The sequence below is a fragment of the Bacillus sp. AFS059628 genome (genome assembly GCF_002571225.1).
Lineage (GTDB): Bacteria > Bacillota > Bacilli > Bacillales > Bacillaceae_G > Bacillus_A.
Map to the genome: position 1 here is coordinate 1 of NZ_NVEC01000055.1, position 17,760 is coordinate 17,760.

Here is a 17,760-nt window from a genome sequence, read left to right on the forward strand (position 1 = left end):
TTGCTGGATATCATAAATAAACTGTTTTGTGTTTGAGTTCATTTGTTATTCCTCCGTTTTGGATATACTTCTATTCTATCATATTTGAATGGATAATATTAGATTCTCCTAAATTTACACCTACCTCGCACATCTCCTCAAATATACCAATTAATCACTTAACGTAAAGGGAGCTAATCAAAACATGTCAATTTTGTGTCTAAACGTACAATTTTCATGCCCCCCCGTTAGAAGAAATGCGACAATTTCAATCGTATAAGGATAAAAAGGAGTGAAAATACACTCTTTTTTTATTTATCTTACTATTTTTAGGAGGTTAATATGAATAAGGTATTGATAAAAGGTGAATAGCATTTTTATTGATGAAATGTCATTAAATATTCTTGTGGAATATATGTGAAATATTGTATAGAATAAGCAAGAATGCCAAAAATTATAGGGGGAAAGTTGTGAAGAAGAATAAGAGTTTAATAAATTTTTTAGGAGTGTTTATTATGCTGTTTTCTTTTTGTTTTCAAGGAAATGTACAGGCAGATGTAAATACTGTTCAATCTGGGAAAATCAAATCAGGAAATGTAACGGTATGGGAAGTTGGAAATGTGGCGAAAGTGTTAGCTGATGTAGAGCGTTTAAATTTAAATACAGTAAATGTACCGATTCAGGTAGATATTCCGAACGTGACTTCTACGAACATGGTAATTAATCAAGCGCAAAAGCAACAGGCTATTTTTTTAATTCAAGAATTATTAAAGCGTAATATTCAAGTTATAGTGGAACTGTTCCCGTATATTCAGCAAGGAAATGTTGGGGAAACGGAATGGAATCCGAGTAATATTAATGATTTCTTCTGGAATTGGAAAACGGTTATTTTGCAAGATATCTTTAATTCGATTACAAGTAAATACAATGTGTACGGAATCAAGATTGCTTCTAATTTCGTGAATATGGAATATGCAGAAGGATATTGGAGCGATACGATTGATTTTGTTCGTCAGCAGTATAAGGGAAATGTTTTGTATCAAATGAATTGGTGGTTAACAGCAAGTTGGGATTCTTCTTATGAAGCGAAGTTTGTAGAGAAAATCAATCGTCCGTATTTAAAAAAGGTGGATATTGTTAGTATCGATAGTTGGTTTGAAGTTTCGGGAAAAAGAAATCCATCATACGAAGAAGTAAAGCAAAGTTTATTTGCGACGACAGTGTATAACCGTGGGCAAAATGTTGTGCAGCAGTTGGAACAATTACATAATGTAACAGGAAAACCGGTTTACTTTGGTGGATTTAACGTTCCGGCACGTGAACTTGGGCTGCAAAATCCGTGGAATCCAGATGTTTCTAATATGTTTTCAAAGGACGTACAATTAAACGGATGGCGTGCTTATCGTGATGTATTAGAACCGAAACCATATTTTAAAGGTTTTTCAATTTGGTTTATTGGCTCTCATAATAGTACGCATGCGTATCAAATACATAGTAAAGAAGCAGAGGCAGTTATTAACGGCTGGTACCGAAAATAATTTTTATTAAATAGGTAAGTTTTGAATTTTACCACATATACTTCTAGTGAAAGGCCTTTCACCATCTTATCACCTAGGGGGCAATCATAATGAAATTTTTGTCTTACCTTACAGTAATTTTGGTGATTCTTGGCGGTTTGAATTGGTTGTTTGTAGCGTTAGATTACAATGTAGTTGAGAAATGGTTTGGTTCTATGCCGGCGCTTGTGGACACTATTTATTGGCTCATTGGTCTTTCTGCTATTTATCAAATTTTTGATCGGTTCTTCACGGACAATTAGCAATTATAATTTATTACTAGAGTGTTAAGTACGATTATGTACTTAACACTTTTTTGTATGTTTATAAAAAGTAGTTTGCACATGCAAGCGATTCCATTGCGTCTTGCGCCGTAATAGTGGAAAACAAATTGACCACGTATTATATTTCGGGTTATAATTCAGAAAGTTTAAAAATTAATAAAAATGAGAAATAGGGAGGTTATTAGGGTGATGGAGAGAGTGTATAATTTTTCAGCTGGACCATCAATACTCCCTTTGCCAGTTTTAGAGAAAGTGCAAAAGGAGCTTGTAAATTATAACGGGACAGGCATGTCTATTATGGAAATGAGTCATCGATCTTCTTATTTTCAAAGTATTATAGATGAAGCGAGTAGCTTGCTTCGTGAATTAATGAACATTCCTAATGAATATGAAGTATTGTTTTTACAAGGCGGTGCGTCATTACAATTCTCTATGATACCGTTAAATTTAATGAATACGTATAAAAAAGCAGGGTACGTATTGACTGGCTCATGGTCTAAAAAGGCGCTGCAAGAAGCTGAAAAAGTAGGGGAAGTACAAGTGATTGCTTCTTCTGAACAAGCGAAGTTTACTACAATTCCTAAATTGGATGGTTTACTGAGCGATGAAAAACTAGATTATGTACATATTACAACGAATAATACAATTGAGGGGACGAAATATGTGGATATTCCACATGTAGATAAAGTACCGCTCGTTGCGGATATGTCCTCAAATATTTTATCAGAACAATACGATGTTTCGAAGTTTGGTCTTATATATGCGGGAGCGCAAAAGAATTTAGGGCCAGCGGGCTTAACGATTGCTATTATAAAAAGAGATTTAATTGGAGGAGCAGATCGCTCCTGTCCTACGATGTTAAACTATGAAACTTACAGTAAAAATAACTCCTTATATAATACACCGCCGTCCTTTAGTATTTACGTAACGAAACTTGTACTAGAGTGGCTGAAAGAGCGGGGCGGGGTATCTGCGATTGAAGAACAAAATAGAATGAAATCTTCACTTCTTTATAATTTCTTAGATGAATCAACTTTGTTTACTTCACCGGTTGATCCTACGTATCGATCACTTATGAACATTCCGTTTACAACACCGTCAGAAGAGTTGAACAATGAGTTTTTACAAAAAGCGAAAGAACGCGGCCTTGTTACGCTAAAAGGACATCGCTCAGTCGGTGGTATGCGCGCAAGTATTTACAATGCGATGCCAGCGGAAGGTGTACAGCAATTAGTAAGTTATATGAAGGAATTTGAGCTTGAGAATAGATAGGGAGATGGGGATATGTTTCGTGTTCAAACGTTAAATCAAATTGCAGAAAAAGGCTTGCAAGTACTTAGCGGAGAGTGCTATGAAGTAGGGGAGAGAATGGATCACCCAGACGGCATTTTACTTCGCAGCTATTCTTTACATCAAGAAGAATTCTCAAAAGATTTAAAGGCGATTGCGAGAGCTGGTGCAGGGGTAAATAATATTCCTGTTGAGCGATGTACAGAAAAAGGGATTGTAGTCTTTAATACGCCAGGAGCTAATGCCAATGCAGTAAAGGAACTTATTATCGCCAGCCTTATTATGTCTTCACGTAACATTATTAACGGCGTAAGTTGGACGAAAAATTTAGAAGGTGAAGAAGTACCGCAGCTTGTTGAATCAGGGAAAAAACAATTCGTTGGATCAGAAATTGCAGGGAAACGTCTAGGTGTTATCGGACTTGGCGCAATTGGTGCTTTAGTTGCGAACGATGCGTTAGCTTTAGGAATGGACGTCGTCGGATATGATCCTTACATTTCAGTTGAAACAGCTTGGCGCCTTTCTACACATGTGCAAAGAGCATTTAGTTTAGATGAAATTTTTGCAACATGTGATTATATTACGCTGCATATTCCTCTTACAAATCAAACGAAGGGGATTATTGGTGAACACGCTCTAGAGAAGATGAAAAAAGGTATGCGTCTATTCAATTTCTCAAGAGGAGAACTTGTAGATGAAAAGGTTCTTCAAAAAGCGTTAGAAGAAGAGGTTATTGCGCATTACGTAACGGACTTCCCGAATGAAAATGTGATTAAAATGAAAAACGTAACAGCGACGCCTCACCTCGGTGCATCTACATCTGAATCTGAAGAAAATTGTGCAATAATGGCGGCGCGTCAATTACGTGAATATTTAGAGACTGGAAATATTCGTAATTCAGTAAACTATCCAAACGTAGAACTTCCGTATATCGGAAAGAAACGTATTACAATCATGCATCAAAACGTTCCAAACATGGTAGGACAAATTACAGGATGTTTAGCAGAACACCATATTAATATTGCCGATATGATTAATCGTAGTAAACATTCTTGGGCGTACACAATGATTGATATTGATAACGGAATTGATGATATAATAAAAGAGAATATTGTGGAAAATATAAGCAAAATTACAGGTGTTGTAGCCGTTCGAATGATTGTGTAAAGGAGAGAGGAATTTGGCAAAAATCCGACCGTTTCGGGCCATTCGTCCAGTAGAAGAAAAAGCAGCGGAAGTCGCTGCTTTACCGTATGACGTATTAAATAGTGAAGAAGCAAGAGAGGTTGTAAAAGGAAATCCGTATTCTTTCTTACACGTTGATAAAGCAGAAATTGATTTAGACCCGGCACTTTCACCGTACGATGATCGTGTATATGAAAAAGCGGGTGAAAATTTAAATCGGTTTATACGAGAAGAAGTGTTCATTCAAGACGAAGAGCCAGCGTTATACATTTATGAATTGACGATGCAAGGAAGAACGCAGTCAGGCCTTGTCGTTTGTACATCTATTGATGAGTATGAAGATGATACAATTAAAAAACATGAAAGAACACGTCATGAAAAAGAACTAGATCGCATTCGCCACGTAGATGTGTGTGACGCGAATACAGGTCCTATCTTTTTAACGTATCGCACAAAAGAAGAGATAAAGCGTTTCATTGCCAGCTGGAAAGAAGAACATGCGCCAATCTATACATTTACAGCAGAAGACGGCGTTAGGCATGTCGCTTGGAAAATAGCTGATGAAGAAGTAATTACAAGTTTAGTAAACTTATTTGAAGATATTCCTAATCTTTATATCGCAGATGGACATCACCGTTCTGCATCAGCTGCAAAAGTTGGGCTCATGCGAAGAGAACAATATCCGAATCACACAGGAGAAGAAGAGTTTAATTTCTTCTTATCTGTTTTATTCCCTCACGATGAATTATCCATTTGGGACTATAACCGAGTTGTAAAAGACTTAAACGGTTTATCAGAAGAACAGTTTTTAAAACAAATCACGCAATACTTTTATGTAGAAGAAGCAGCTGTTTCTCCGTATAAACCAAATGAGCCAAAAACATTTGGAATGTATGTAAACGAGAAGTGGTATAAGCTTACTGTGAAAGAGGAAACGTTTGATGCGAACGACCTTGTAAAAGGTTTAGATGTATCTATCCTGCAAGATCATTTATTAAGCCAAGTACTTGAAATACATGATCCGCGATCTGATTCACGTATTGATTTTGTCGGAGGAATCCGTGGTTTAGAAGAACTAGAACGCCTTGTAAATAACGGCAAATATAAAGCAGCGTTCTCATTATATCCGACATCAATGGAATCTTTATTAGCAATCGCAGACGCTGGAGAAATTATGCCGCCAAAGTCAACGTGGTTTGAACCGAAACTGCGTAGCGGGTTGTTTGTACATTCTTTAAAGTAAATAGACTTCTTTAGTTTGAAAAACCGAAATGATTATAGTTTCGGTTTTTCTTATTTTAAAAGAGTTTTTGAGGAGGGGCATGGGATGAAATTACAAGTAGGTGAAAAAATCACCTTTGAACGAACGTTTACAAAAGAAGATGTTGTGTTATTTACGGAAGTATCGAAAGATGAAGGTGCTCATCATGTTATACCAGATGAGCAGGGGAGATTTGTTGTACAAGGGCTTTTAACATCAACACTACCTACAAAAATTGGCGGAGATTATAACGTACTAGCTCGCAAGATGGACTTTGAATTTTTACGTCCTGTTTTTAGCGGTGATACAATTCGTTGCGACGTAACAAGTGAGCATTTGAATCTGATGAAAAAATCGTACAAAGACAATTACGATGCTTACATATAGAAATCAACTTGAAGAGGAAGGAATGAAGGGGAGATAAGGCTAGGTAGCATAAAACATATCACTATATGTGGAGTGGTTAATGCAAACATGTGGGTTGAATGGTTTTAAATGATGAATTTGCGGTGATAGCGGTGATGGAGGGGAAAGAATATGTTGAGTATAAAGATAAAGTAGAAAATATAATGAATTGAACCCGAAAAGTAACGCAGTAATTGGAGGTGGTACACTAAACTAGACATTAACTTAAGGGGGAAATTGCAACGACATATATTTCCTTGTGCTCTAGAACACCTAGCTAAAGGAAATATTGAGAAAAGGAGTTAGTTGTTTTATGTGTATGGTTTAACCCAAAATTGTAAGTATATAACTCACACCATTATGTAGTTACCTTGAAGCATCTACAGGTATTCTTATCATCCCTCAAGAACCACTTAGCTCTCGAAGTTGAGTAATTTTATGCACAATTAAGTGAACGTTTTTCTACATAGATTAGTTGACACTTATATATAGTTCATTCATTTCTAAATGTATTTTTGCTTTGTTGTTTTTCAAATATAACGGATAAAATTTTCGTATTACCCTTTTTTATAACGTTTCTTTGCAGAGGTACGTTATAAAAAAGGGTTGTTAATTGAAAGATGAGAAATAACTTCTATTAATCATTCATATTTTATTAAATTACATTGATCTAATTATAAGTCAGTTGAAACTGTACTTATTCCAACCTAGATAGTATATAATCTGTGGTATTAGTTTATAGGAGTAGAAACTAATTTTCATTTGATGTATTTATTTGATGATTGGCTATAGTACTATACTTCTTATTCATAACTATATAAATCCAACCAATAATTGATAAGATAACTGGATAAAAAATAGCCCAACCACTAAATGAGTATACAATAATACATATAATGAGAGAAAGGAAGGCCATCCACCAACCAATATCACGCACTTTTAATAATTTAAGTGCAGCTAGCATTGTAAAAATATATGAGGTAATAAAAATTACACTAGGACCTTTAAGAAGCATTTCTAAATTTGGTCGTGCCACACCATAAAAAATTAAAATACAACTAAAAATTCCTCCTAAAACTAGTAATACCCTAGTTGGAGTTTGAAATTGAGAATGTAACCTAGCAAAGAAGGAAGGGAAATGTCCTTCTCTAGCTTGAGCGTAAATCATTCTTGAAAAACCTGCAATGTTAGCATGTACAGCACTAAACGAAATGAAAATTGCTAAGATAGTTGTTATATAGGTACCTATTGGTCCTAATCCTTTTGATATTAGAATACTAAGGGAAGCTATCTGATTCTTATCACCATATGAGTGGGTCCCTATTGTTACAAAAGATATAGCAATGTACATAATGGAGATACAAATTGCTCCTAAAAATAAACTAATGGAAATATCTTTAGCGGGTCTTTTAAATTCTTCAGCTAATGGGGTTATCATTTCCCACCCTACAAAGGAGAAAAAGATAATTACAGAAGAAGCGCCAACGGAAGACCACCCGTTTGGTACAAATGGTGTAAAAGAACTTAATTTTACATATGGTATAGAAACGATAACAGCGACAACTATTAAAAGTGAAATAATACAAATTACAAACACACTAACTTTTGACGATAGTTCTATCCCTTTTATATGTAGGAGCAAAGAGGTAATTAAAATTAATGCTGCAATTCCTATAACACTAAGATTGCTTATTGGAAAAACATATCCAATATAATGGGCACCTGTTAAAGCAATAATCGGCACTCCAATAGGAATAGATCCTAACATAATCCATCCTAGGATTGCACTCGTATTTGCATTAAATGCCATCTGAACATAAGCTGTAATTCCTCCAGCACTAGGAATCATTTTAGCAAGACGCGCTAGAGTTGCTACAATAGGAAAAGCTAATATAGACATGATAACCCAAGATAAAATTGAAGCTGGTCCAGCGCTATTTGCAGTAATTGAAGGTAAAATAAGGATTCCACAGCCTAACACAGCTCCGATGGTTAATGCGGTCCCCTGTACCCAAGTAATTGAACGTTTCAATGATTGTTGTGTCAAAATTCTCAGCCTCTCTTTCATTAATTGATATTAATTATATAAAGTTTAAAAAAAAGATAACATGCTATAATTTATGTATTAATTATAATTTTCTTAAAAAATTTAAGAATTATTAAATGTTTTCTTAATTAATCAAAGGGAGGTCCAGCAATGGATGAAACAGATTTAAAGATTCTTTCTCATCTTCAAGAAAATGCACGTTTAAGTATGGTTGAAATAGGAAAACTAGTAGGTTTGAGTTCTCCTTCTGTTACAGAGCGAGTTAGAAGACTAGAAGAACAGGAGGTTATTACAAGTTATCGCACGATTGTTAATCCGAAAGAATTAAAAAAACATATTACTGCGTTTGTTTTGATGGAACCAAGGGATTGCAATAAATATAAAAAATTTGCAATGGAACATTCAGATGTGGTTGAATGTCACCGTATTGCCGGTATGTATAGTTATCTAACAAAGGTAGTGACGGAATCTGTACATACACTCGAAGACTATATTAATTTGTGTTTAGAGTATGGAAAGCCTACAACCTTAATAGTGCTTTCTTCTCCAGTAGAACATAAATCATTTTTTACAGAGAGTGAAAAACTTTAATTACATATGAGAGATTATTCTAAATAAAAAGCGTAAAATTAATGCCTAATGGGAAATAGAGTCCTATTAGGTATTAATTTTCAGAAAATTATTTAGAAAATTTAGATAAAAAATAATATTTGACATATTCTTACTACTGGTGGAATAATGAACATTGTATTTTAGAAAAATTAAATTCTTAGTTAATTGGAGGTAGGAATATTATGAAATATGCAGTGCTTACAAATGACTTACAGTACGATTTGGTTAATAAAAATGAGGATAGAATTGCAGCTGTGGAGGAGTTTACGCCTAAAATGGTGTCTTTCTTAGATACTATGAGAGAAAATGATGTTTCTATTGTTCACCTACAGTTAATTAACTTAGAAGATGATCCAAAAGCTGAACGATATGGTGATTTTTTACCAGTCACAAAGGGATCTAAGGGTGCAGAAATCTTACCTGAGTTTCTTCATGAAAAAGATATTATTATTGAGAAAAATAAGGATAGTGGTTTTTTTGAGACAAATCTTGATGAAACCTTAAAAAATTTGGGAGTAGATACAATTATTATTACGGGTATGCAGACTCAAATTTGTGTACAAACAACTGCAGCAGATGGATTTTTCCGTGGTTATAATGTAATCGTACCAGAAGACGCGGTTGTTTCAGCGAAGGCTGAAGATAAAGAACGGGCTTTAAAGTGGTTAGGTTCATATTGTGCAAAGATTATGAGTATCGAGGAAATCTGTAATTCGATTTCTAAAAATGAAGATATTTCTTTTGATGGAGTTGCAATTCCGTAAGTAAATACGTTGTAATATCACTTGTTCTATGTAGCAAGTGATATTATTTTTCAAAAATAAAAATGAAAAGGAGTTTTAATTCATGAAATTAACTAAAGATTTAGAAAATATAATTTTAGACCATGGAACAGGAGGCCTATTGAGTCATGATTTAATTAGCTCAATTATTACCGCAAAACTAGAAGATGTTCATCTTGGAAAAATGGAGGATAGTGCCATTCTTGAGGTAAGTAGTAGAAGGTTGGCGATGACAACGGACTCTTTTGTTATTGATCCTATTTTTTTTGGTGAGGGGAATATAGGTAAAGTAGCAGTTTGTGGGACGGTTAATGATTTAGCGGTTAGTGGTGCAAAACCACTTTATCTTTCATTGGCGTTAGTACTAGAAGAAGGTTTTCCAATTAAAGATTTGGAAGAAATATTGGATTCTATAAGAGAAACAGCGAAAGAAGCTGGCGTGTATATTGTTGCCGGAGATACAAAAGTTGTTAAAAAAGGTGAAGTAGACAAAATCTTTATCAATACAACTGGAATAGGAGTTTTTGAAGGAGATGTATCACCATTTTCGGTAAACTCTATTCAAGAAGGTGACGATATCATTATAACAGGACAACTAGGAAACCATAGTATACATATCCTTTCTATAAGAGAAGGATTAGGATTTGAACAGAGAATAAATAGTGATTGTGCACCATTAAATCATATGATTTCAGAGTTAAAAAACCATTTTGGTGATTCTATACATTGTATGCGAGATATTACAAGAGGCGGTTTAGGTACAGTTTTAAATGAAGTCTCAGAAACAATTAATACCGGAATAAAAATACAAGAAAAAGAGATTCCTATGTTAGCAGAAACCATTATGGCTGCCGATATGTTAGGTGTTAATCCAATGTATCTAGCCAATGAGGGTAATGTTTGTATGTTTGTGTCTCCAGAGGTAAGCGAGGAAGTCGTGAGAGTACTACAAAATACTAAATATGGTAAAGAAGCTGCAGTAATTGGTAAAGTTACTCAAACACAAGATAGACAAGTACTAATGGAAGCAAAATCAGGTGAATTGAAACTCATTGAGTTATTATATGGGGCAGAATTACCTCGATTATGTTAGGAGACAATTTATGAAAAAAGTAATAAATAGATTTATAAAAAAGTATCAAGTTAAAGGTATTGTGCAAGGTGTTGGTTTTAGACCTTTTGTATATAGAATAGCAAAAAAATATGATCTAAACGGATGGGTGTTAAATGATTCAAATGGAGTGCTGATAGAAGTAGAAGGGGAACAAAATAATATTACTCTTTTTATTCATGATATAGAATTTAATTCCCCAGAATTGGCTTATGTGCAAGAGGTTAAATTGGTAGAGGAGCAAGAATCTGATAATCGTTATAGCTCTTTTGATATTTTGAGTAGCCAAAAACATAGTAGTAGGCAAACTTTAATATCTCCTGATACTTATGTATGTAATGAATGTTTAGAAGAATTATTTGATCCAACGAATAGAAGGTATCGCTATCCATTTATTAATTGTACAAATTGTGGACCTAGATATTCAATAATAAAAGATATTCCTTATGATAGACCGTATACTACAATGGCAAAATTTCCTATGTGTAAAGAGTGTGATAAAGAATATAAAGACATATTAGATCGGAGATTCCATGCACAACCAAATGCTTGTTGGAAATGTGGACCACAAGTTCAATTGAAAACAGCAGATGGTACAAATGTCCCGACTGATAATCCAATAGAAAAAACCATTGATTTGTTGAAAAAGGGGAAAATCCTAGCTATTAAAGGGTTAGGTGGATATCACTTAGTTGTAGATCCAATGAATCATGAAGCTGTAAAAGAATTAAGAAAAAGAAAAAAACGGGATGAAAAACCTTTTGCTTTAATGTCATCTCAATTAGATGATGTGAAAAATTTTGCTAAAATAACAAAAAACGAAGAAGTTTTATTAGTTTCTAAAGAACGGCCAATTGTGTTATTGAACAAAAAGGATAATCAGTTTATTTCTTTAGATGTTGCACCTAATAATAATACCTATGGGGTAATGTTAGCTTATACACCACTTCATCATCTCATATTAAGAGGGAATTTTATTGCATTAATAGCTACGAGCGCCAATGTTTCTGATGAACCTATTGTATATAAAGATGGAGATGCAATTGAGCAGCTAAAAGGCATTGCAGATTATTATTTAGTACACAATAGGGAGATATTCACTAGAGTAGATGACTCTATTGTTAGGGCTATTGATTTAGATGATGAAATAACAACACTACAAATAATTCGTCGCGCCAGAGGGTATGTACCAAACCCAATTGATTTTAAAGAAGGATCAACTAATGTACTTGCTTTAGGAGCAGAATTAAAGAATACGATTTGCTTAACTAAAGGTGAAAAAGCTTTTATTAGTCATCATATTGGCGATTTAAAAAACTATAAAATTTATGAATCATTTAAAAATACTATAGCCCATTTACAAAAAATCTTTGAAATCAGTCCTTCCGTAATAGCAAGTGATCTTCATCCTGATTTTTATAGTACAAAATATGCATTTGATCAAAAAGCTTTACCAGTTGTACAGGTTCAGCATCATCATGCCCACATGGCTTCTTGTATGGTTGATAATCAATTAGATGGTCCTGTTTTAGGAGTTATTTTAGATGGTACGGGTTATGGTGATGATGGGAATATTTGGGGCGGAGAGTTTTTAATTGGTGATTTTCTTAATTATGAAAGAACGGCATATATTGATTACTTTCAGCTACCAGGCGGTGATAAAGCCGTTAAAGAACCGTATAGAATCGCTTTAGGAATATTGACGCAAATATATGGTGAACAAGTCAAAGAATTACCAATAAAGATTATTTCAGAGCGAAATAGTTTTGAACTAGATGTACTTATAAAAATGATTCAAAAAGGAATTAATTCTCCTCTTACTTCAAGTATGGGAAGGCTTTTTGATGCTGTTTCAGCGCTATTGGGTGTCCGTGAAATAATCCAATATGAAGGACAGGCTGCTATTGAGTTGGAGCAAGCGATTGATATCAATGGTTCTTCCGATCCTTTATTATCTTATGAAATAGTTGCTTCGAATGGAATTAGAAAAATTGATATAAAGCCTATGTTTAAAGAGTTGGTATCTTTGATACTTAAAAATAAGTATACCAAGGGTGAATTGAGCTATCGTTTTCATTATACAATGGTTCAAATGATTACAGAAACCTGTAAACAAATTCGTCAAGAAACAGGGATTAATAAACTAGTTCTTAGTGGGGGAGTATTTTTAAATAAGTTTTTACTTGTAGAAACATATAAGTCACTTAAGGCTTGTAAATTCGAGGTTTATATGCATAAACAAGTACCTACCAATGATGGGGGAATCTCTCTTGGTCAAGCAGCAATAGCAGCTCATCGTTATAAAGATATGCATTCAGTATAAATTTACAATAGTGATTATATAACTTTTCGTTATTCTTTATAAGGATAGTAAAAATGAAAAATTAGGAGGAGCTCTTATATGGTAGTTAGTTCAAAAATGGATATATTTAATGAACTGGAATCCCAAGTTCGAAGTTATAGTAGAAGCTTTCCAACAATCTTTACTAAGTCTAAAGGATATAAATTATGGGATGTAGATGGAAAAGAGTATATTGACTTTTTCTCAGGTGCTGGGGCTCTTAATTATGGACATAATGATGAAAAAATGAAACAAATATTAATAGATTATCTTTTAGAAGATGGTATTATTCATAGTCTTGATATGGGAACAAGTGCTAAAGTGAGTTTTTTAAAGCACTTTAACAAAATTATTTTGGAACCACGTGATTTAGACTATAAAATTATGTTTCCTGGTCCAACAGGTACAAATTCTGTTGAAAGTGCACTGAAAATTGCTCGAAAAGTGACTGGAAGAACTAATATCATAAGTTTTTCTAATGCTTTTCATGGAATGAGTTTAGGATCACTTTCGATAACGAGTAATCATTTTAAGAGAAAAGGTGCTGGGGTACCACTAAATAATAGTATTATCATGCCGTATGAAAATTATTTAGATTCTCTTAATTCTTTAACATATTTAGAAAAAGTATTAGGTGATAGTGGAAGTGGGGTGGATTTACCTTCTGCAATTATTCTAGAAACAGTTCAAGGTGAGGGTGGTTTAAATACCGCTAGCCCTCAATGGTTAAAGGGGATTGACGAAATTTGTAAAAAGTATAATATATTACTGATTATTGATGATATTCAAGCAGGGTGTGGACGTACGGGTACATTTTTTAGCTTTGAACCTGCGAACATTAAACCAGACATAATTTGTTTGTCAAAGTCTATAAGTGGCATTGGTCTTCCAATGGCTATTACACTTATTAAACCGGAATATGACAAGTGGGAACCAGGAGAACATAATGGAACGTTTCGTGGGAATAATTTAGCATTTTTAGCTGCTACAGAAGCATTGAGTTATTGGCAAGATATAGAGTTTATTAATGCTTTAAAATGGAAGAGTGAAAAAATAACTAGTTTTCTTAATGGGATTTGTTTGAAATATCCCCAACTTCAAGGAGAAGTAAGAGGAAGAGGGTTTATGCAAGGAATAGCGTGTAATACTCTTGGAATAGCTAAAAAGATCTGCTCAGTAGCATTTGAAAATGGTTTAATTATTGAAACATCTGGACCTAGTGATGAAGTTATTAAGTTGTTACCTTCTTTAACAATAGATTTAGAAGGTTTATGTAAAGGGTTGGAACTGTTAGAAGAGAGTATTTCTACTATTTTAAAAGAGGTAACTCATTAAGTTTGAGCGACTCGCACTTAATTCAAGTTTATATTTAGGTACAAAAAGGACTGCAAGTAATTGCCAGTCCTTTTTGTATGTTAACTAAGTAACTACTGAGAATGTAATGAGAAGAAAAAGAACCCTATCGGGTTCTTTTTCAAGGCATATTAACAGTAAGGAGAATCATGAAATGCTACTTCAAATCTTTATTAGGGGAAAGATTTTGAAAAAGCTTAACATACATCTATTTTTACATAAATGTAAGATATAGTAAATTGATAATCTTTATACTTACTATTATTAATATTCAATTAAGATAGTTAACACTATTCGTATAGTGTTAACTGATGTTTAGTGTAGTATACATTTAGAAATCTAGTATTAGATTATAATTTTCTAAAAAGCTAATAGATTTAGCTTTTGAAATTCTAACTAACATTTAAACCCTTTAATTGAAATTTGGTGCGTAATGACTCTTATAAGCCAAATAAAATAAACAAAGACCCTGTAAAAATACAGGGTCGGATACAGGGTTAAGGGAACGCATAGTTTCTTAAAAACATAATAGCATATATATTTTGTGTAGCTATATGAGGATTTTGACAAATTTAAGAACAAGACAGAAAATCTTTAAGAAATTATATTGGTGGAGATATGATTTGGAAGTGAACTGTTTATCTGTTGATATAGATGAAAACTTTGGAGCACCGTGATCAAATTTTCTTTAAATAAGGAGTGTAGGTTATTGAGGTAATTGGATCTTTTTGAAAAAGAAAAATGTTTTTCAATTAAAAGAAAAAAGAGACCTTTTGGATGTCTTTTCTTGTGGGATACAGCTCACATATTGCTGAATTTGATATGAAATCATAATTCGACTATGAAATAAACAACTTAAGAAATTTTAACATAATATGGACTGAAAAGAATATGTAATAGTGCATTTTTAGTTTTCAATTGCTTTATTGGATTTAAAAAAGCAGTATAAATAAAAAGGGCATGCAGTCGTATCTGCCGCCCCTTTTAGGAGGAATTCAAGACACCAATAGAACACGTATTGGTAAAAAGGCTCAAAAATAGTATATGTAAAAAGAAAAAGTCCTATACCGAAGGTGGACTGAGCCGTATCTTTATTACTTATTTAAAAATTAAATTTCATTCTTTTCAAAATCAGTACGGTAAACATATGGTTTGGAATGAATTTAGAAAAAGTATACATGAAAATGGCAGACAACAATTTTGTCGTCTGCCAGTGCCAATGGACTGAATGAGTTAGTCAATTACTATATATTGCTACCTCATTACCAGAAGAGTGAAGCCGCTAGTTCAAACGGCTTAAACCTAGTTTGCCTAATAAAGAAAAAATTATGAGTAAAAATTTTGTTTGCTCTATATGAAAAGATAATTAGATATTCATCAGACAAGGATAATACAGCATACCTTGAATAGGGTGTAGGAACGAATTAAGGAAAAGAATGTTATTAGGGAAGGGACTGAATCGGGAGTGGGAATTTCGGACAGGATTTGGGGAGCTGTGGTTGCCTTTGGTATTGCGACTAATATCACTGCTTGTATAATGGCATTATACATTCAAAAGTATGAGCTAATGATAAACTACCTTACAAATATTTTATTTTTAATAATTATAGCGATAACGTATATGAAGATGAAAATTAACAAGTGGGTGGCGTTAGGATTTACATTAGTTGTAATGGAAAAAGGTATTAAGGCAGGTTATGACTTCTACACACATGATTACTATGTGTCAGTTGAAGTTTAGTTATCATTGTCTATTGTATATACGAGATGAAAAATTATTATGTTGAGACAAATAAATAGCCGCAAAAAATAAGGGTTAGTAGGCGGAATTCTTGTTAATGTATACAATTTTTTGAATAATAGCTATTACAATGCATGTAATATTGTATATAAAGAGTCGGTAGTTATAATAGTCAGCGTATTTCTATTATTATTTAACAGATTTTCCTAACAGATTCGCCTTCCTTAAGCGTGTACAGAGTGATACGTGAGAGATAAATTTTGACATGTAGAGCCCCTCCGAATGGAGGGGCTCTACATATCCTTACATTAAGTTTGTTGTGGTGCACCACCATGATCGCCAACACTATATGTGGGAGCGGGGTAATGTCCATGAGTAGCAAACTGATCCGCTTTAGAAAATTGAGAAATTCCCACGGTTAGAACCCCAATAAAAGCAATACCCGATAATAATAGGCTGATTTTTTTCATTATTTTAACACTCCTTTTTCGATTGATTTTCGTCTTGCTTGGTAACAAATATGGAAATAATCACTTACCTTTTGATGGTTCTCTAATTGTCTACATTTTGTGGCAAATAATTCAGCGTATTCGACAACATATTCCCATAATTCTTCTTCCTCAAAGTATAAGATTCCTTCTTGGATGATTTTTTCTAATTCTCCCAATGGTATATTTTCGTTTAATCTTTTTAAAATAGAGAAGTGGTGTGTGTATTCTTCGTTATGAATTCCTCTGCAGATCTGTAATCCCCTATCAATGAGTTTGCTAGCTGCGGATTGTTCTCCTAATTTATAATGTTCCTTAGCCTGTAGGAAGATAGCTTTGAAGTGTGTAGGGATTTTTTCTGTTACTTCTGAAAGGTGACGAATAGCTAGCGTAGACATACTTTGATCAGAATACAGCCACCCCAATGTACTTTTTACGAAGAACAAGGAATCTTCTTCCTTATTCTGTTGTAGTAATTCAATTGCATAATGCAGATATTCTTCTGCTTGTTCGTATTGCTTTAAATAGATACAGCAGCCACCTAGCAAACTATTACAAAAGGCTGTTTTTACTTCATAACCTTCATATTTTGAAAAGATTGCTCTCGATTTATTTGCGTATTCGATAGCAGCGAGCATGTTATAGGTATGATGATAAAAAGTAGCAATTCTATAGTAGAATTCAGCATGTTCAATCTCATCTGGAATGTTTACTAGTATCTTTTCTGCCAGTTTATAATGTTCCTCTGCCTCAGTAAAACTTGATATAAAAGTGGAATGAATGGATTTAAAAAAGTGATAATAGAAGCGTAGAAAATGGTCTGTAGGCATATCGTAATCACTAATAGCATCAAAACTATTTTGTTGAATACCGAGGCTATCTGTTAAGACTGTGTAACGAAATTCAAGTAGTGAGTAATATAGTAACAAATTTTGATCCTGACGTTCTTGATTTGACTCAATGCTTAACTTAGTAATTTTTTCATCAATTTTCTTTTTTAGATTAGTAGCTTTTACAACTTGTTGAGATAGCATAGATCGATACCAGTCGTTCAATAGAGAGGTTAATTGTTCATTTCCCTTTACTGAAACACTCACTATATACTCCCCCATCCTATAGAAATATCTTAATCCTATTTAATTGTAACTATCATAGCAAAATAGAAGGAAAAATGGAGGTGTTTTACAATTTTTTCAATAAAATTCATAAAAACTAATCAATTTATGTCGAATGTACGTAGAATTTAATACCTAAAATGATAAAAAGAGGACGCATTATTATTTACGACCTCTTTTTATTAATCACATCGGTTTAAGCAAAAACTT

The 17,760-nt window shown here is 33.5% G+C and carries 13 protein-coding genes and 2 pseudogenes; 12 read left to right on the plus strand and 3 right to left on the minus strand.

What is annotated here, in order from left to right; translation table 11 throughout:
- Nucleotides 1-449 precede the first annotated feature (449 nt).
- The 6 genes and pseudogenes from COL05_RS18510 to COL05_RS18535 all read left to right on the plus strand — a co-directional run bounded on the left by COL05_RS18510 (nt 450) and on the right by COL05_RS18535 (nt 5,979).
- Complete coding sequence (locus tag COL05_RS18510; RefSeq protein ID WP_142337558.1) at nt 450-1,517, plus strand: glycoside hydrolase family 113; 1,068 nt, start codon at nt 450-452, stop codon at nt 1,515-1,517.
- A gap of 89 nt (nt 1,518-1,606) precedes the next feature.
- Entirely contained in the window at nt 1,607-1,798 is a 192-nt protein-coding gene (locus COL05_RS18515; protein WP_000670803.1) for a DUF378 domain-containing protein, read from the plus strand.
- Between the two features lie 210 nt (nt 1,799-2,008).
- A complete protein-coding gene (gene serC / locus COL05_RS18520; protein ID WP_098669689.1) occupies nt 2,009-3,091 on the plus strand; it encodes a 3-phosphoserine/phosphohydroxythreonine transaminase in 1,083 nt (360 codons plus the stop codon).
- A 12-nt stretch (nt 3,092-3,103) separates the two neighbouring features.
- Nucleotides 3,104-4,276 carry a 3-phosphoglycerate dehydrogenase family protein gene (locus tag COL05_RS18525; RefSeq protein ID WP_098669658.1) on the plus strand — a complete coding sequence of 391 codons (1,173 nt, stop codon included), beginning with the start codon at nt 3,104-3,106 and terminating at the stop codon, nt 4,274-4,276.
- A 13-nt stretch (nt 4,277-4,289) separates the two neighbouring features.
- Nucleotides 4,290-5,537 carry a DUF1015 domain-containing protein gene (locus tag COL05_RS18530; RefSeq protein ID WP_098669659.1) on the plus strand — a complete coding sequence of 416 codons (1,248 nt, stop codon included), beginning with the start codon at nt 4,290-4,292 and terminating at the stop codon, nt 5,535-5,537.
- Between the two features lie 84 nt (nt 5,538-5,621).
- Nucleotides 5,622-5,979 (plus strand): annotated as a pseudogene (locus COL05_RS18535) (hotdog family protein).
- A gap of 732 nt (nt 5,980-6,711) precedes the next feature.
- Here the strand turns inward: COL05_RS18535 and COL05_RS18540 are convergent.
- Nucleotides 6,712-8,007 (minus strand): APC family permease, encoded by a 1,296-nt coding sequence (locus COL05_RS18540; protein ID WP_098669660.1) that lies wholly within the window; start codon nt 8,005-8,007, stop codon nt 6,712-6,714.
- Nucleotides 8,008-8,157: 150 nt separating this feature from the next.
- Between COL05_RS18540 and COL05_RS18545 the strand changes: the two genes are divergently transcribed.
- The 6 genes and pseudogenes from COL05_RS18545 to COL05_RS18575 all read left to right on the plus strand — a co-directional run bounded on the left by COL05_RS18545 (nt 8,158) and on the right by COL05_RS18575 (nt 16,006).
- On the plus strand, nt 8,158-8,598 hold the full coding sequence (locus tag COL05_RS18545) for an Lrp/AsnC family transcriptional regulator (protein ID WP_088120636.1): 441 nt from the start codon (nt 8,158-8,160) through the stop codon (nt 8,596-8,598).
- Nucleotides 8,599-8,801: 203 nt separating this feature from the next.
- Entirely contained in the window at nt 8,802-9,383 is a 582-nt protein-coding gene (locus COL05_RS18550) for a cysteine hydrolase family protein (RefSeq protein ID WP_075309176.1), read from the plus strand.
- Between the two features lie 82 nt (nt 9,384-9,465).
- The gene (hypE, locus tag COL05_RS18555) at nt 9,466-10,494 is read left to right on the plus strand and encodes a hydrogenase expression/formation protein HypE (protein WP_098669661.1); all 1,029 of its coding nucleotides are present in this window, start codon (nt 9,466-9,468) and stop codon (nt 10,492-10,494) included.
- 10 nt (nt 10,495-10,504) lie between these two features.
- Nucleotides 10,505-12,835, plus strand: a complete 2,331-nt coding sequence (gene hypF / locus COL05_RS18560) for a carbamoyltransferase HypF (protein WP_098669662.1) — start codon at nt 10,505-10,507, stop codon at nt 12,833-12,835.
- Nucleotides 12,836-12,913: 78 nt separating this feature from the next.
- On the plus strand, nt 12,914-14,188 hold the full coding sequence (gene ectB, locus COL05_RS18565; protein WP_098669663.1) for a diaminobutyrate--2-oxoglutarate transaminase: 1,275 nt from the start codon (nt 12,914-12,916) through the stop codon (nt 14,186-14,188).
- Nucleotides 14,189-15,671: 1,483 nt separating this feature from the next.
- Nucleotides 15,672-16,006, plus strand: a pseudogene (locus COL05_RS18575) (hypothetical protein).
- A gap of 249 nt (nt 16,007-16,255) precedes the next feature.
- Here COL05_RS18575 and COL05_RS31435 read toward each other — a convergent pair.
- Together COL05_RS31435 and COL05_RS18585 are read right to left on the minus strand one after the other, a co-directional pair.
- Nucleotides 16,256-16,417, minus strand: coding sequence for a hypothetical protein (locus COL05_RS31435; protein WP_088065107.1), 162 nt, complete (start codon nt 16,415-16,417; stop codon nt 16,256-16,258).
- Nucleotides 16,417-17,532 (minus strand): response regulator aspartate phosphatase, encoded by a 1,116-nt coding sequence (locus tag COL05_RS18585; RefSeq protein ID WP_098669665.1) that lies wholly within the window; start codon nt 17,530-17,532, stop codon nt 16,417-16,419. Before COL05_RS18585 ends, COL05_RS31435 begins: the two co-directional genes overlap by 1 nt.
- Nucleotides 17,533-17,760 lie beyond the last annotated feature (228 nt).

Bases quoted from the DNA above. Each gene is read 5' to 3' on its own strand.
- COL05_RS18545 (WP_088120636.1), top strand. From the start codon at position 8,158: ATGGATGAAACAGATTTAAAGATTCTTTCTCATCTTCAAGAAAATGCA.
- COL05_RS18525 (WP_098669658.1), top strand. From the start codon at position 3,104: ATGTTTCGTGTTCAAACGTTAAATCAAATTGCAGAAAAAGGCTTGCAA.
- COL05_RS18550 (WP_075309176.1), top strand. From the start codon at position 8,802: ATGAAATATGCAGTGCTTACAAATGACTTACAGTACGATTTGGTTAAT.
- serC (WP_098669689.1), top strand. From the start codon at position 2,009: ATGGAGAGAGTGTATAATTTTTCAGCTGGACCATCAATACTCCCTTTG.
- ectB (WP_098669663.1), top strand. From the start codon at position 12,914: ATGGTAGTTAGTTCAAAAATGGATATATTTAATGAACTGGAATCCCAA.
- COL05_RS31435 (WP_088065107.1), bottom strand. From the start codon at position 16,417: ATGAAAAAAATCAGCCTATTATTATCGGGTATTGCTTTTATTGGGGTT.
- COL05_RS18515 (WP_000670803.1), top strand. From the start codon at position 1,607: ATGAAATTTTTGTCTTACCTTACAGTAATTTTGGTGATTCTTGGCGGT.
- hypE (WP_098669661.1), top strand. From the start codon at position 9,466: ATGAAATTAACTAAAGATTTAGAAAATATAATTTTAGACCATGGAACA.
- hypF (WP_098669662.1), top strand. From the start codon at position 10,505: ATGAAAAAAGTAATAAATAGATTTATAAAAAAGTATCAAGTTAAAGGT.